The sequence below is a fragment of the Humibacillus sp. DSM 29435 genome (genome assembly GCF_001758225.1).
GTDB lineage: Bacteria > Actinomycetota > Actinomycetes > Actinomycetales > Dermatophilaceae > DSM-29435.
This window is the reverse complement of record NZ_MAST01000023.1, coordinates 113,318-127,992: the sequence shown is the minus strand read 5'-3', so window position 1 is coordinate 127,992 and position 14,675 is coordinate 113,318. Positions and strand designations below refer to the sequence as shown.

14 protein-coding genes are annotated in these 14,675 nt (G+C 69.3%); 4 read left to right on the top strand and 10 right to left on the bottom strand.

Going from position 1 to position 14,675, the window contains the following annotated elements; genetic code table 11:
- Position 1: 1 nt before the first annotated feature.
- Positions 2–994 carry an inorganic phosphate transporter gene (locus BA895_RS14455; protein WP_070192593.1) on the top strand — a complete coding sequence of 331 codons (993 nt, stop codon included), beginning with the start codon at positions 2–4 and terminating at the stop codon, positions 992–994.
- 21 nt (positions 995–1,015) lie between these two features.
- Here the strand turns inward: BA895_RS14455 and pstB are convergent, their stop codons facing one another.
- From pstB to mshD, 7 genes are all read right to left on the bottom strand, one after another.
- Positions 1,016–1,792: a phosphate ABC transporter ATP-binding protein PstB gene (pstB, locus tag BA895_RS14450; protein ID WP_070192592.1), complete on the bottom strand. Its 777-nt coding sequence runs from the start codon at positions 1,790–1,792 to the stop codon at positions 1,016–1,018.
- 19 nt (positions 1,793–1,811) lie between these two features.
- Positions 1,812–2,831, bottom strand: a complete 1,020-nt coding sequence (gene pstA, locus BA895_RS14445) for a phosphate ABC transporter permease PstA (protein ID WP_083283372.1) — start codon at positions 2,829–2,831, stop codon at positions 1,812–1,814.
- On the bottom strand, positions 2,828–3,835 hold the full coding sequence (gene pstC / locus BA895_RS14440) for a phosphate ABC transporter permease subunit PstC (protein WP_070192675.1): 1,008 nt from the start codon (positions 3,833–3,835) through the stop codon (positions 2,828–2,830). The genes pstA and pstC overlap by 4 nt, the downstream gene beginning before the upstream one ends.
- Positions 3,836–3,852: 17 nt before the next feature.
- Positions 3,853–4,977: a phosphate ABC transporter substrate-binding protein PstS gene (pstS, locus tag BA895_RS14435; RefSeq protein ID WP_070192591.1), complete on the bottom strand. Its 1,125-nt coding sequence runs from the start codon at positions 4,975–4,977 to the stop codon at positions 3,853–3,855.
- A 194-nt stretch (positions 4,978–5,171) separates the two neighbouring features.
- On the bottom strand, positions 5,172–6,122 hold the full coding sequence (locus BA895_RS14430; RefSeq protein ID WP_070192590.1) for an NUDIX hydrolase: 951 nt from the start codon (positions 6,120–6,122) through the stop codon (positions 5,172–5,174).
- A gap of 88 nt (positions 6,123–6,210) precedes the next feature.
- Positions 6,211–8,586, bottom strand: a complete 2,376-nt coding sequence (locus BA895_RS14425) for an RNA degradosome polyphosphate kinase (RefSeq protein WP_083283390.1) — start codon at positions 8,584–8,586, stop codon at positions 6,211–6,213.
- A gap of 137 nt (positions 8,587–8,723) precedes the next feature.
- The gene (mshD, locus tag BA895_RS14420; RefSeq protein ID WP_070192588.1) at positions 8,724–9,659 is read right to left on the bottom strand and encodes a mycothiol synthase; all 936 of its coding nucleotides are present in this window, start codon (positions 9,657–9,659) and stop codon (positions 8,724–8,726) included.
- Positions 9,660–9,777: 118 nt separating this feature from the next.
- Here mshD and BA895_RS14415 point away from each other — a divergent pair, with 118 nt between their 5' ends.
- A complete protein-coding gene (locus BA895_RS14415; RefSeq protein ID WP_070192587.1) occupies positions 9,778–11,589 on the top strand; it encodes a bifunctional UDP-sugar hydrolase/5'-nucleotidase in 1,812 nt (603 codons plus the stop codon).
- A gap of 134 nt (positions 11,590–11,723) precedes the next feature.
- Here BA895_RS14415 and BA895_RS23580 read toward each other — a convergent pair whose 3' ends face one another.
- Together BA895_RS23580 and BA895_RS14405 are read right to left on the bottom strand one after the other, a co-directional pair.
- Entirely contained in the window at positions 11,724–12,536 is an 813-nt protein-coding gene (locus BA895_RS23580; RefSeq protein WP_070192586.1) for a hypothetical protein, read from the bottom strand.
- Positions 12,537–12,542: 6 nt separating this feature from the next.
- Entirely contained in the window at positions 12,543–12,806 is a 264-nt protein-coding gene (locus BA895_RS14405) for a MoaD/ThiS family protein (RefSeq protein ID WP_217493908.1), read from the bottom strand.
- 87 nt (positions 12,807–12,893) lie between these two features.
- Between BA895_RS14405 and BA895_RS14400 the strand changes: the two genes are divergently transcribed.
- On the top strand, positions 12,894–13,592 hold the full coding sequence (locus BA895_RS14400) for a response regulator transcription factor (protein ID WP_070192584.1): 699 nt from the start codon (positions 12,894–12,896) through the stop codon (positions 13,590–13,592).
- Positions 13,593–13,762: 170 nt separating this feature from the next.
- On the opposite strand, the gene BA895_RS14395 is transcribed toward BA895_RS14400, so the two are convergent.
- On the bottom strand, positions 13,763–14,134 hold the full coding sequence (locus BA895_RS14395) for a DsrE family protein (protein ID WP_070192583.1): 372 nt from the start codon (positions 14,132–14,134) through the stop codon (positions 13,763–13,765).
- A 23-nt stretch (positions 14,135–14,157) separates the two neighbouring features.
- On the opposite strand from BA895_RS14395, the gene BA895_RS14390 reads away from it, so the two are divergent.
- Positions 14,158–14,655 carry an FABP family protein gene (locus tag BA895_RS14390; protein ID WP_070192582.1) on the top strand — a complete coding sequence of 166 codons (498 nt, stop codon included), beginning with the start codon at positions 14,158–14,160 and terminating at the stop codon, positions 14,653–14,655.
- The last annotated feature ends 20 nt before the right edge of the window (positions 14,656–14,675 follow it).

The following is a 14,675-nucleotide window of genomic DNA, read 5'->3' as shown; positions in this document are numbered from 1 at the left end:
CATGGACCTGGTCCCGATCATCCTCGTCGTGACGCTCGCGATGGGGTTCAACTACACGAACGGTTTCCACGACGCGGCCAACGCGATCGCCACGTCGATCTCGACCCGAGCACTGACACCGCGCGTCGCGCTGGGCATGGCGGCGGTCGCCAACCTTGTGGGCGCGTTCTTCGGCGCCAAGGTGGCCGCCACCATCGGCTCGGGCATCATCGAGACGCCGACCGGCCCGAACGGGCTCTGGCTCGTCGCGGCTGCGCTCGTGGGTGCGACCGGCTGGAACCTGATCACCTGGTGGTTCGGCCTGCCCTCGTCGAGCTCCCACGCGCTCATCGGCGGCCTCGGCGGCGCCGCCCTCGTGGCCGGGGTCGGCGTGCAGTGGAGCGTCATCTGGGCCAAGGTCGTCATCCCGATGGTGGTCTCGCCCGTGCTGGGCATCATCCTCGGCTACCTCGCGATGACGGCGATCCTCTGGATCTTCCGCAACTCCAACCCCGGCCGGGTCACGCGCGGGTTCCGGGTCGCCCAGGTGGCCTCCGCCGCCGCGATGGCCTTCGGTCACGGACTGCAGGATGCCGCCAAGACGGCCGGCGTGGTCGTGCTCGCCCTCAACATCGCCGGACACCACAGCGGCAACGACATCCCGATCTGGGTGCTGTTGCTCTCGGCCATCGTCATCTCGCTCGGCACCTACGCCGGCGGGTGGCGCATCATGCGCACGCTGGGCCGGCGCATCATCGACCTGACCCCGCCCCAGGGATTCGCGGCCGAGACGACTGCCGCCTCGATCCTCTACGTGGCCGGTCTGGCCTTCGGTGCCCCCATCTCCACCACGCACACGATCACCTCGGCGATCATGGGCGTCGGTGCCACCAAGCGCATGTCCGCGGTGCGCTGGAGCGTGGCCGGCAACATCGTGGGGGCCTGGTTCCTGACCTTCCCCGGCGCCGGGCTCGTCGCTGTCGCCACCTGGTACATCACGGCCGTCTTCCGCTGACCTCGACGGCTCTGGTGGGGCTCAGCCGAAGCGGCCCGAGATGTAGTCCTCGGTGGCCTGTTGGGTCGGGTTGTTGAAGATCTTCGTGGTGTCACCGATCTCGACGAGCCGCCCGGGCTCGCCCGTTGCGCGCAGGTTGAAGAAGGCCGTTCGGTCAGAGACCCGAGCCGCCTGCTGCATGTTGTGCGTGACGATGACGATGGTGAACTCGTTCTTCAGCTGGCTCACGAGGTCTTCGATGGCGAGGGTCGAGATCGGGTCGAGGGCCGAGCACGGCTCGTCCATGAGCAGCACCTGAGGTTGCACGGCGATGGCCCGGGCGATGCACAGCCGCTGCTGTTGGCCACCGGAGAGGCCGGCGCCCGGCTTGCCCAGCCGGTCCTTGACCTCGTTCCACAGGTTGGCGCTCTTGAGCGAGGTCTCGACGACGCCGTCGAGGGACTTCTTGTTCTTCACCCCGTTGAGGCGCAGCCCGGCCGCCACGTTGTCGTAGATCGACATCGTCGGGAAGGGGTTGGGGCGCTGGAAGACCATTCCGACGGTGCGCCGCACGGCAACGGGATCCATATTGGGGGCGTAGAGGTCCTGGTTGTCGAGCATGACCTTGCCCTCGACGCGGCCGCCGGCGATCACCTCGTGCATCCGGTTGAGGGTGCGCAGAAAGGTGGACTTGCCGCAGCCCGACGGCCCGATGAAGGCGGTCACCGAGCGCGGCTCGACCGTCATCGAGACGCCCTCGACCGCCTTGAACGCGCTGTAGTAGACGTTGAGGTCGGTGACATCGATTCGCTTTGCCATGGTTACGTGAGTTCGCTTCCTACGTCTTGACGGAGCCGGCGCGGGCAATGATGCGGCCGACGAGGTTGAGCAGCAGCACGAGCAGGATGAGGGTCAGAGAGGCGCCCCACATGCGCTCGGCGGCGGCCGCGAGGCCGATGTCGCCGCGGTCCTGGTTGATCATCATCGGCAGGGTGGGGAAGTTGCCGCTGAAGAGGTCGCGCTGGAAGTTCTTCGTGTACGGCGCGAGGATCAGCAGCGGCGCCGTCTCACCCATGATGCGGGCCAGGCCGAGCAGCACGCCGGTGACGATGCCCGAGAAGGCCGTGCGCAGCACCACCTTGACGACCGTCACCCACTTGGGAACTCCGAGGGCGTAGGCCGCCTCACGCAGCTCGTTCGGCACGAGGGTCAGCATCGACTCGGTCGAGCGCACGACCACGGGGATCATCAGCAGCACGAGAGCGAGCGCCGCGGCGAAACCGGAACGCTCGATGCCGAACGTCGTGACCCACACCGCGTAGATGAACAGCGCCGCCACGATGGAGGGGATGCCGGAGAGGATGTCGACCGTGAAGCTGATCGCCCTGGCCAGCCCACCCCGCCCGTACTCGACGAGGTAGACGGCGGTGAGGATGCCGATCGGCACGGCGATGACGGCCGTGATCCCGGCCATCATCAGCGTTCCCTCGATGGCGTGCCGGGCCCCGCCGCCGACGTCTCCCGAGTTGATGTTGCGCTGGTTGTTCGTCCACCAGGTCGAGCTCAGCAGCAGGTGGACCCCGCGACTGACCACGGTGTAGAGGATCCAGACGAGCGGGATCATGACGACGCCGAACGCGCCCCACATCACCACTCGGGCCACGGCATCCTTGACCGCTCGGCCGCGTTGCGGGCTACCCATCTCCGCCAGAGGCCCGGCGTCGGGCCCCTGGCCGGGAGGAGTCGCCCCCTCGTCGGGAACCTGGTCGTCGCGGCGCCGGTCGCGGCGCTGGTCCTCATGCTGCGGCCGGGGCCGACGATCGCCCGTCGCCCGCCCCTCGCGCGTCAGGGTGCTCATTCGCTGAAGGCCTTTCTGCGTTCGATGACGATTCTCGCGATGCTGTTGACCGCGAAGGTGAGCACGAACAGCACGAGCCCTGCTGCGATGTAGGCCCCGGTGCGGGTGGGGCTGCTGAACTCGGCGGCGTTGTTGGCGATCTTCGAGGCGAAGGTCTCACCGCCGTTGAAGAGCGACCAGGTCCACGCCGCCCCGTTCGGCAGGGAGGACACCAGGAACGTGACCGCGAGGGTCTCCCCGAGCGCTCGGCCGAGGGCCAGCATCGCCGCGGAGATGACGCCCGGGCGCCCGAACGGCAGCACCGTGGTGCGGATCATCTCCCAGTGCGTAGCGCCGAGTGCGAGCGCGCCCTCCTTGTGGGCCAGCGGCGTCTGACCGAAGATCTCTCGCGACAGGGCCGTGACGATGGGCACCACCATGATCGAGAGCACGATGCCGATGAACAGGATCGTGCCACCGGTGATGCCGGTCTGGGCGAGCAGCGGGAACCACCCGAAGGTGCTCTCGAGCCAGCCCTGGAACGGCTTGAAGAACGGGGCGAAGGTGATCAGGCCCCACAGGCCGTAGACGATGGAGGGCACAGCGGCCAGCAGGTCGACGAGCGCCGCCGCGGGCCCGCGCATCCAGGCGGGCGCGTACTGGGTCAGGAAGAGCGCGACGGCGACCCCGAAGGGCACCGCGATCAGCATGGCGATGGTCGCGGCCGCGACCGTGGTCCAGAGAAACTCGAGGATGCCGAAGCCGGGCTCCTCACCCCCCGGCGACCACACCCGGGAGGTGAGGAAGTTCTCCTGGTTGTTCATCAGGGCCGGTACGGCCTGGATGATCAGGAAGGTGGCGATGAGGGTGACCATGGCGATCACGATCACTCCGGATGCCGTGGCGGCGCCGCCGAAGAGACGGTCGCCGAGGCGCCCGGTCGAGGCCCGGTCAGCCTGCGGGACGCGCTGGCCGTCGGGCCCCTCGCCGTCGTTGACGGTGGGTACTCCGGTCACACTGGACACCACTGGCCTCCCTTCGATCAGGAGATCGCCTTGACCGCGGTCTGCACCTTGGTGGCGACCTCGGTCGGGAGCGGCGCGTAGCCCAGCTCCTCCAGCTGGCCCTGCACCGCGTCGGAGGCGAAGGTGGTCAGGAAGGCCCTGACCTTGGAGCCCTGCGCGGCGTCGGAGTACTTCGAGCAGACGACCTCGTAGGTGACCAGGATGATCGGGTAGGCCCCGGCCTCCTTGGTGGCGTAGTCGATCTTGAGCGCGAGGTCGTTGCCGCTGCCGACGGGCTTCGCGGTGGCCACGGTCTTGCCGACCGACTCCGCGTTGAGCTCGACGGGGCCCGAGCCGGTGTCGATCTCGGCCATCTTCAGGGTGTTCTGCTTGGCGTAGGAGAGCTCGACGTAGGTGATGCCGCCGTCCTGGCCCTTCACCGCGGTGGCGACACCGGCCGACTTCTCCTTGCCCTCACCCTTGCCGGTCCACTTCTTGCCCGTCTCATAGCTCCAGGCGTCGGGGGCCGCAGCCTTGAGGTACTTGGTGAAGTTCTCGGTCGTGCCGGAGTCGTCGGAGCGGAAGTAGACCTTGATGGGCGTGGACGGCAGCTTCACACCGGCGTTCAGCTTGGCGATGGCGGGGTCGTTCCACGTGGTGACCTTTCCGTCGAAGATCTTGGCCGTCACCTCGGCGTCGAGCACGAGCTTGTCGACACCGGCGACGTTGTAGGCGACGGCGATCGGGCCGGTGACCATGGGCAGGTTCCAGGCCGGCGAGCCGCAGGCTTTCGCCGCGTCGTCGGCCTCGACCAAGCCATCGACGGCCACGGTCTTGAGGGCCGAGTCGGAGCCGGCGAAGTCGACCTGCTTGGCGATGAACTGCTTGATGCCCGAGCCTGATCCGCTCGGGTTGTAGTCGATCGTGGCGTCGGCGCACTTCGTCTGGAAGACCGAGATGGCCTCGTCGATGGCGTTCTTCTGGGCGGACGAGCCTTCGGCCTTGAGGTTGCCGCTGAAGCAGTCGGTGCTACCGGTGCTACCGGAGCTGCCGGAGCCGCCCGCCGCCGGGGCGGGGGAGTTGTTCTCGGACGCGCAGGCGGAGAGCAGCAGGGCTCCGCTCAGGGCCAGGGCCCCAAGAACGGTGGTGCGTGAAACGGACACGGATAAGCTCCCTCTCGATGGGGGGTCAGGTGGGGGACGATGTCGGACCCACCGAAGCAACGCTGCCGGAATGGTGCATCCACTGGCGAAGATAGGTTCGCCGGGTGACCAGTTCGCCCTGACCGGTTAACCGCAGGTGAACGCGTGACGTCGAGTTGGGGAGGGCCGCTGACTCAGGATGCGGTGTCGGCCGCTCAGCTGTAGATGCGTTCGACGCCGAGCACTCGGGCGGTCTCGCCAGAGCCGTGCACGTGGCACACGAGGGCCTCGCCCTTGCGCATCGTGGAGTCGGCGGCCGTGCGCAGCTCTTCGGTCAGCCACGCAGCGCGATGGTGCTGCGGCGACACGCGCGCGCTGAGGTGGTCGAGCAGGTCGGGCAGCACGGGGCCATGGCTGCAGAGCGCTGCAGGCTTGTGCCGGCGCAGCAGGTCGTCGAGCTGCGCCACGGCGGCACCCGGGTCGTGGGCGAAGCCCTCCTCGGTGAGCGAGTCCCGGCGCTTGAGGTGGATGCCGGCAGCGACGGCGAAGGGCTCGACCGTCGAGACGCAGCGCGTCGCCGACGAGGTGACGACCCGTCGGATGCCGTACGCAGCGAGCACCGGCGCGATCCTGCGGGCCTGGGCGAGCCCAGCCGCATCGAGGGGGCGCAGCCGGTCGTCGTGGCCCCAGTGCGACCGGGAACGGGCCTTGGCGTGACGCACGACGACGAGTGGCCAGGTGGCCAGGTCGCCTTCGCGGTCGGCCCGCACGAGCGCCAACAGCTGCTCACGGTCTCGGGTGTAGTCGAGCCGGTCGTTCGCGGTGCGCACGTCGACCCACGCCACCTCGTCGATCTCGTGCTCCAGCGTTCCGGAGCCGCCGGTCACGTGGGCCGCCCAGTAGTGAACCGACTTCGTCGCCGGGCCTCCGACCGAGTCGAGGATCGGGTACTCCGACGAGGGGAGGGGCAGGCCCAGGCGCACCGTCAGCCCGGTCTCCTCAGCTGTCTCGCGGGCCGCGGCGACGCACGGGAGCTCGCCCGGGTCGAGCTTTCCCTTGGCCCATGACCAGTCGTCGTACTTCGGCCGGTGCACGAGGGCCACCTCGAGCCGCCCGTCGCGACGACGCCACGGCAGGGTTCCCGCGGCCGGGATCACAGAGCTCACCGGCTGCGCTGCCCCGACAGCGGGCCCAGCGGGCACAGCGGCATCCGGGATGGGTGAACGCGCAGCAGCATGGGGGAGCGCCCGCGGCTCAACGGCGTCGTGCCTTGCGGCGGCGCTTGTCGTGACGCTCGATGAGCTTGGCCTGCAGGTCGTCGAGCGGCTCACCCTGCTCGTTCTGGTGGTGTCGCACCCAGCGACCGTCGGCGCCGAGGTCCCAGCGCGAGGTGTTCTCGGAGAAGCCCATGTCGAGCAGGTCGCCCAGCTCGGCGAGGTGACCGACGTCGGCGATGCGCACCATTGCCTCGACGCGGCGGTCGAGGTTGCGGTGCATCATGTCGGCGCTGCCGATGTAGACCTGCGGGTCGCCGCCGTGGTCGAACCAGAACACCCGAGAGTGCTCGAGGAAGCGGCCGAGCACCGAGCGCACCCGGATGTTCTCGGAGAGGCCCTTGACGCCTGGACGCACCGCACAGATGCCGCGGATCCAGAGGTCGACCTGCACACCGGCGATGCTGGCCCGGTAGAGCGCGTCGATCAGGGCCTCGTCGACGATGGAGTTGGCCTTGAAGACGATTCGCCCCCGCGGGTCGTTCTTGCCGCGGGTGCGTTCGAGCTCGATCTCATCGTCGATGAGGTCTATCAGGCCTGAGCGCACCGTTCTCGGGGCCACGAGCAGCCGCTTGAAGCGGCTGCGCGGCGCGAACCCGGAGAGCAGGTTGAACAGGCGCGAGAGGTCTTCACCGACCTGCGGGTCGGTTGTGAAGAGGCCGAAGTCCTCGTAGGTGCGCGCCGTCTTGGGGTTGTAGTTGCCGGTGCCGATGTGGCAGTAGCGCACCAGCCCGTCAGACTCCTGACGCACCACGAGGCACAGCTTGGCGTGGGTCTTGAGCCCGACCACCCCGTACACGACGTGCACGCCGGCCTCCTCGAGCTTGCGCGCCCAGCTGATGTTGTTGACCTCGTCGAACCGGGCCTTGAGCTCGACGACTGCGAGCACCTGCTTGCCGGCCTCGGCCGCGTCGATGAGGGAGTCGACGATGGGGGAGTCGCCGGAGGTGCGGTAGAGGGTCTGCTTGATGGCCAGCACGTTGGGGTCGGCGGCCGCCTGCTCGATGAACGCCTGGACCGAGGTCGAGAAGGAGTTGTAGGGGTGCTGCACCAGCACGTCCTTGTGGCGCACGGCGTCGAGCAGGCTGATGGCCTTGGAGCTCTCGGTGGGGGCGAAGTCGGGGTGCGTGCGGGGGAAGAACTTCGGGAACTCCAGATCGGAGCGGTCGACGTCGGCCACGGTGAACAGGCCGCGCAGGTCGAGCGGGGTAGGTAGGCGGTAGACCTCACGTTCGCTGATCTGCAGCTCGCGGCTCAACATGTCGAGCACCTTGGGGTCGATGTGCTCTTCGACCTCCAGCCGGATCGGCGGCCCGAAGCGGCGCCGGGTCAGCTCCTTCTCAAGGGCCGTGAGCAGGTTCTCGGCGTCGTCCTCCTCGACCTCGAGGTCTTCGTTTCGGGTGACCCGGAAGGAGAAGTGCTCCTGCACGAGCATGCCGGGGAAGAGCTGGTCGAGGTGGCTGGCGATGACGTCCTCGAGCGGCACGAAGCGCTTGCGCTCGATCTCGGAGTCAATGTCCTCCTCGACCTTGATGAAGCGGGGCAGACTCGGTGGCACCTTGACCCGGGCGAAGTGCTCCGTACCCGTCTTCGGGTTCTGCAACAGCACCGCGAGGTTGAGCGACAGGCCCGAGATGTAGGGGAACGGGTGGGCCGGGTCGACGGCGAGCGGGGTGAGCACCGGGAAGACCCGGTCGCCGAAGAAGTCGTGCAGCGGCTGGCGCTCCTCGTCGTCGAGCTCGTCCCACCGCACGATGCTGATGCCCTGGTCTTCCAGAGCGGGGCGCACCTCGTTCTGGAACACGGCCCCGTGCTGGTTCATCAGCTCATGGGCCAGCCGGGCGATCCGCTCGAGCAGCTCGCGAGGCTCTAGGCCGGCGGCGGTGCGCACCGCCAGCCCCGTCGCGATGCGCCGCTTGAGGCCGGCGACCCGCACCATGAAGTACTCGTCGAGGTTGTTGGCGAAGATCGCCAGGAAGCGGGTGCGCTCGATCAGCGGCACCGCGGGATCCATCGCCAGCTGCAGCACCCGCTCGTTGAACTGCAGCCACGACAGCTCACGCTCGAGGTAGCGGTCGGCCGGCAGCTCGTCACGAGCCGACGCTCGCTCCGTACCCTCGCCCACGAAACGACCGTTGGGGGCGCGGGCCGGGATGCGCCGCGTGGGTACGGTGCTCGTGAACGAGCTGACCGCGTCGGAAGACTCCGGCGTCATGTCCGGCCGGGAGTCGCCGGCGGTATCGGGCACAGACTCGAGGGTGGCGTCGGGCGTGGGTTCGGAGCCGTCACCACGCCGCGCCCTGCGTGCCTCCTTCAGGTCGGACACGTCGGCTCGCTCGAGGCTCCCGGTGCTCATGCGCACCATGGTGGCACCCTTTGGCAACCCGTGGGTGAACTCATCCCACCGGCGGTGCGGGGGCGGTTCCGGCCTGCTCACGGCTGCCCCGTGCGGCGAAGGGCTGCCTTGTACTGCTGACGGCTGCTGACGGCGGCCTACGGCAGCTCGGGTTCGGAGCGCGCGAACTGGCGGTGCACCTCCCGGTCGGTGAACCCGAGCCGCGTGTAGGTGTGCACGGCGGCCGTGTTCTCCTCGTCGACATAGAGCACCACATCGGTGAGGCCCCGTCCGGCCAGGTGGTCGAGCCCGAGCACGGTGACCGAGCGGCCCAGGCCCGATCCCTGCCGGTCAGGGGAGACACCCACGACGTACACCTCGCCCACCGTGCCGTCGGGCGGGTCGACCTTGGTCCAGTGGAAGGCGGCGATCTGGTCGGGCGCGTCGCGCGGGCACACCAGGATGAAGCCGGCCGGGTCGAACCACGGCTGGCCCATGCGCTGCTCCAGGTCGGCCCGGGTGAGCGACCCCTGCTCGGGGTGGTGAGCGAACGCCGCGGCGTTGACCGCGACCCAGGCGTCCTCATCACGACCCGGTTCGAAGCAGCGCACCACGAGCCCGTCGGGCACCGCGGCCGGCGGCCAGGCCGGGCCCTCGACCAGGCTCCGGCCCATCACGTGCAGCGAACGCACCGGATGCAGCCCGCGAGCCGCGGCGAAGGCCGCCGCGCCGTCGCCGGCGGCACCGGGAAGGTGGCTCCAGACGCGCGCCCCAGCGGGCGTCGCGTCGAGCAGCGCCGTGCCGATGCCGACCCGTCGCGACCGGGGGGCGACCACGAGCTCGGTCGAGGGGGGTTCGTCCGCCGAGCCGTCGCGCACCTGCGCGTAGCCCACCAGGGCGCCGTCAGCGGCATCCGCGAGCAGGTGGGTCACACCCTCGCTCTCGCCCGCGCGCAGAGACAGTCGGAACTGCTCCGAGAGGGCGCTCCCGCCGTCGTGCTCGGCGGCGGCGGACACCAGGGCGACCACGTTCTCGACCTCCGGGCCGGTGAGTGGGTGGTCGGCGTCGCGACGAACGATCTGCACGGTGTTCATGCGCCCATCTCATCACGGCACCTGGCTTGACCCCCGTTCGTCGGTGCCTGCCGCTAACCTGCCCAGCAGGCGCTCGGGGGCGCCCTCTCGCAACCCACGTGATCAAGGGGAAAATGACATGTCCCGAAGAAACCGCCGAATCGCCGGCGCCGCCGTCGTGGGAGCCTGCGCGGTCGCGCTCGCGGCCCCGGCGCTCGCCTCGCCCACCCAGAGCAGCGACAGCAGCTCGTCGAACGGCTATGGCAACCACGGCCACTCGCCTCGCAACGTCGACGTGCAGATTCTGTCGTTCAACGACTTCCACGGAAACCTCGAGCCGCCGGGCGGCTCGAGCGGCCGCATCCAGACCGGTCCGCTGGCCACCGACACGACCGATGTCGGGGGCGTGGAGTACCTCGCGACGCACCTCGCCCAGGCGCGCAAGGGCCACCGCAACACGGTCACGGTCGCGGCGGGCGACATCGTCGGGGCCTCCCCGCTGCTGTCGGCCGCCTTCCACGACGAGCCGACGGTCGAGTCGATGAACAAGCTCGGGCTCGACATCACCTCGGTCGGCAACCACGAGTTCGACGAGGGCTACAAAGAGCTGCAGCGGCTGCAGAAGGGCGGCTGCATCGACGACGGAGACGGCGCCAACAACCAGAACTCCTGCCCCGACGGCGTGTTCGGCGGCGCCGACTTCAAGTACCTGGCCGCCAACGTCGTGGTGAAGAAGACCGGCAAGACGATTCTGCCGTCCTACTCGATCAAGTACTTCGGCAACGGGGTCAAGATCGGCTTCATCGGCATGACCCTCAAGGACACCCCCAACATCGTCACCGCCTCCGGCGTCGCCGGCCTGCAGTTCAACGACGAGGTGGCCACGGCCAACAAGCTCGTGCCCGAGCTGAAGCGCAAGGGCGTCAACGCGATCGTCGTGCTCATCCACCAGGGCGGCATCCCGCCGTCGGGCACGCCGTACTACTACACGTGCGGGGGTGGCGGAACCCTCGACGCCAGCTCGCCAATCATCCCGATCGCGCAGAAGCTGAGCCCCGCGATCGACATGGTGATCTCGGGCCACACGCACCAGCCGTACGTGTGCAACATCCCCGACCCGGCGGGCAAGCCGCGACTGGTCACCTCGGCGTCGTCGTTCGGGCGGCTCTACACCGAGACGAACCTGCAGTACGACACCCGGCGCGGTGACATCGTGCGCACGTCGGTTGACGCGACGAACCTGCCGGTGACGCGAATCGTGCCGAAAGACGCCGCCCAGACGGCCCTGATCACCAAGTACAAGACGCTCGTCGAGGCCATCGCCTCACGGGTGCTGGGCCAGATCACCACCGACGTCGTCAAGGCTCAGAACGCCGCCGGAGAGTCACCGCTCGGTGACCTCATCGCCGACGCCCAGCTCGCCGACCCGTCGACGACCACAGGCGGCAAGGTGCCGGTCGTGGCCTTCATGAACCCCGGCGGGGTGCGGGCCGACCTGGTCTACAACGCCCAGAAGTACCCCACCGAACAGCCGGGCGACGTGACCTTCGAGGAGGCGTTCACGGTGCAGCCGTTCAACAACTACCTCGTGTCGATGGACCTCACCGGTCAGCAGATCTATGACGTGCTGAACCAGCAGGTCACCGGTCTCAACGCGGCGTCGAGCAAGATCCTCGCGGTGAGCAAGGGCTTCAGCTACACGTACACCAAGACTGGAACCCCCGGAGTCGTCGAGGGCTCGGTGGCCATCAACGGCACCCCGGTCGACAAGGCCGCCACCTACCGCATCTCGACGAACAACTTCCTGTCCGACGGTGGTGACGGCTTCGCCGCCTTCGCCACGGGCACGAACAAGTTCTTCGGCGGGCTCGACATCGACGCCTTCGCGAACTACCTCGAGAGCGTCTCGCCCTACACCCCGGGCGCGCTCGACCGCATCACCCTGCAGTGAGCAGACGCCGTCTGCACCACCGATGAGACGCGCGGATGCCGCTGGGCCAGCGCCCAGCGGCATCCGCGCGTAGGTACGAAAGTGGCCACTCGACCTGGGCAGCTCCCCGCCTCCAGTCGAGTGGCCACTTTCGTTCAGGAGATGACGGTGGCGAGGTGGATGACGGCGCCGACCGCGAGCAGCGACGCCACCCCTGCGCCCACCTGGCCCCGCACGGCCCCCAGACCGGGATGGGGGGCCAACACCCGGCGCAGTGCCCAGGAGACGGCGCCGGCGGCAGCGCCGACGAGCGCAGCCGTGATGGTTCCGGCCCCGTGCAGGCCCAGGCCGACGGCGACGGCGGCCACAGCACCCAGCAGCACGGCGATGGCTCCGAGCAGAGCCGCGTTTTTCACAGTGCCGACGAAGAGGTCGGCGACGATGGCGGCCACGACAGCTGCCATCGCCACCACGACGACGGTGCGGCCCCGGTCGCTGCCGCCGGCGACGACTGCGGTGGTGCCCGAGGCGATCAGCACGAGACCGCCGAACGCCGACAGCAACGACAGCACCAGCCCCTCTCGCCCGGAGGTGCGGCGCAGCTGGGCGAAGAACGACAGGACGATCCCGAAGGCGGCCGACGCAGCCACCCAGCGCAGGTCGTCACGCAGGGCACTGAGCACGATGGCGAAACAGGACAGCGCGAGAACCACCGACGTCGACTGCGGAGTGACGGTGCCGCTGATCGACGGCCAGCTCCAGGCCAGCACCAGAGCGAGCACCAGGGTGACGGCCAGCAGTGCCCCTTGACCAGCCGCTCCGGCGGCCATCAGCGCGCCCGCGCCGACCACGGTCGTGGTCACCGTGCCGAGCCGCAGTCGAGCAACCTCGGCGGACGGGCCGGATGCGGCCGAGCGAGGCGGGCGTTGCGAGCCGGCGGGCGGAGCGGCGTCAGGCACGGTCGTCATCGTGCCTCATCCGCCAGCGAAGGGAGGGAGCACCTCCAGCGTGGCGCCGACGAGCACCGGAGCGTCACGGCTGACGGCCCGCCCGTCGAGCAGCAGCGTCGCGACGCGGGCCACCCTCGACAGGTCTGGGTGGCGGGCCACGGCTGCATCGACCACGGCGCCCACCGTCGTGCCCCGCACCTGCTCGGCGTCGACCCCCGTTGCGGCTCGGGCAGCCGCCCAGTACCGAACGGTGATCTCGCCGACCTCGCTCATCAGACTCCGTCTCATCGCCGCATCTCATCGCCGCTTCTCACGGCTACGTCTCATCCCGGGCGCGTCCGTCGCGCGCGACCAGTCTCCCCTATCCTGCAGGAGATGGCCCGACTGCTGCTGCTGACCAACGCGCTCGCGCCGAGCGCCGAGGTTCTGCCTGCGCTCGGGCTGCTCACGCACACAGTGCGCATCCTCCCTGCCGAGGCCACGGCTCTGATCGACGCACCCGACTGCGATGTCGTGCTCGTCGATGCCCGTCGAGAGCTCGCCAGCGCTCGATCCCTGTGCCGGGTGCTGCGAACGACCGGCATCCGCACGCCGTTGCTGGCCGTGCTCACCGAGGGTGGGCTGGCCGGGCTGACCGCTGAATGGGGTCTCGACGACGTGCTGCTCGACTCAGCGGGGCCGGCCGAGGTCGACGCCCGACTGCGCCTGGCCATCACCAGAGACCAGGACGCCGACGCCGACCTCGACCTGCCGATCACCTCGGGCGAGCTGGTCATCGACGAGGCCAGCTACTCGGCCCGGCTGCGCGGCACGCCCCTCGACCTGACCTACAAGGAGTTCGAGCTCATCAAGTACCTCGCCCAGCATCCCGGACGCGTGTTCACCCGCGCCCAGCTGCTGCAGGAGGTCTGGGGCTACGACTACTACGGGGGCACCCGAACCGTCGACGTGCACGTGCGTCGGCTCCGCGCCAAGCTCGGGCCCGACCACGAGGCGCTCATCGGCACCGTGCGCAACGTCGGCTACCGGCTGGTGCCGGGCCGACCGCAGCCGGCGACCACCTCGCCCGTCTGACGCGCAGATCACTGGCTGGTCAGAGGCGGGGTGTCGCGCGTCTGGCACTGCTGAAGCGAGGGAGGTGTCAGACGCTCGACAGCGTGTGCGTCCGGCACTTCCCCCGTGCCAGAGGTGTCAGGCGCACGATGTCAGACGAACCTCGGCCGGCGGCATCCGTGCGACCGCGCCTAGTAGACGAGCGCTTGGGCGCCGGGCGCCATGACCTCCTCCACGAAGGCCGCCGACCCCCGGATCTGAGCCCCGTCGATGAGGTCGCCGCCAGTCAGCCCTCGTCGCGCAGCGCACTGGGTGCACACGGTCAGCCGGCCACCCTCGAGCACGGCGTCGCGCAGCTCGGTCAGCGCGGCGGCATCCGGCAGCTCGAACGTCTCAGCTCGGCCGGGCGTCGCAAGCCACGCGGCCTCACCGGTCAACCAGAGCGATACCGACACCCCACTGGCCACTGCGGTGGCCGCGACGGTGAACGCCTGCGACAGCCGCTCGGGCGCCTCGGTACCGCAGGTGAGCTTGACGACGAGCGAGCGAGCGGGAGTGTCCATGGGCTCAGGCTACGATCTGCGGCATGTTCTCCCTCGATGTCGACATCCCCGAGCCGCTGCGCCCGCTCGCCTGGCTCATCGGCCGCTGGGAGGGGGTCGGGGTCGTCGGCTACCCCACGATCGAGGAGAAGCAGTTCGGTCAGGAGATCGAGGTCACCCACGACGGTCGCGGCTTTCTCAAGTGGGAGAGCCGAGCCTGGATCCTCGACGCGTCGACCGGCGAGAAGGTGCGCAACGCGGCGGTCGAGTCGGGCTTCTGGCGTCCGCTCGAGAACGGCGAGGTTGAGCTGCTGCTCGTGCACCCGACCGGCATCCTCGAGCTCTACTACGGCAAGATCGAGCCGGCCCGCATCCAGCTGAAGACCGACGGGGTGCTGCGCTCGCCCGGCGCCAAGGAGTACAACGCCGCCACGCGCATGTACGGCCTCGTCGACTCACAGCTGTACTGGGCCATGGACATGGCGGCCGTCGGCCAAGAGCTGCAGAGCCACCTCTCGGCCCGGCTGACCCGGGTCGGCTGAGATGCCTGCGCAGGCGGTAG

Bases quoted from the DNA above. Each gene is read 5' to 3' on its own strand.
- BA895_RS14455 (WP_070192593.1), top strand. From the start codon at position 2: ATGGACCTGGTCCCGATCATCCTCGTCGTGACGCTCGCGATGGGGTTC.
- pstB (WP_070192592.1), bottom strand. From the start codon at position 1,792: ATGGCAAAGCGAATCGATGTCACCGACCTCAACGTCTACTACAGCGCG.
- pstA (WP_083283372.1), bottom strand. From the start codon at position 2,831: ATGAGCACCCTGACGCGCGAGGGGCGGGCGACGGGCGATCGTCGGCCC.
- BA895_RS14425 (WP_083283390.1), bottom strand. From the start codon at position 8,586: ATGAGCACCGGGAGCCTCGAGCGAGCCGACGTGTCCGACCTGAAGGAG.
- mshD (WP_070192588.1), bottom strand. From the start codon at position 9,659: ATGAACACCGTGCAGATCGTTCGTCGCGACGCCGACCACCCACTCACC.
- BA895_RS14415 (WP_070192587.1), top strand. From the start codon at position 9,778: ATGTCCCGAAGAAACCGCCGAATCGCCGGCGCCGCCGTCGTGGGAGCC.
- BA895_RS23580 (WP_070192586.1), bottom strand. From the start codon at position 12,536: ATGACGACCGTGCCTGACGCCGCTCCGCCCGCCGGCTCGCAACGCCCG.
- BA895_RS14405 (WP_217493908.1), bottom strand. From the start codon at position 12,806: ATGAGACGGAGTCTGATGAGCGAGGTCGGCGAGATCACCGTTCGGTAC.
- BA895_RS14400 (WP_070192584.1), top strand. From the start codon at position 12,894: ATGGCCCGACTGCTGCTGCTGACCAACGCGCTCGCGCCGAGCGCCGAG.
- BA895_RS14395 (WP_070192583.1), bottom strand. From the start codon at position 14,134: ATGGACACTCCCGCTCGCTCGCTCGTCGTCAAGCTCACCTGCGGTACC.
- BA895_RS14390 (WP_070192582.1), top strand. From the start codon at position 14,158: ATGTTCTCCCTCGATGTCGACATCCCCGAGCCGCTGCGCCCGCTCGCC.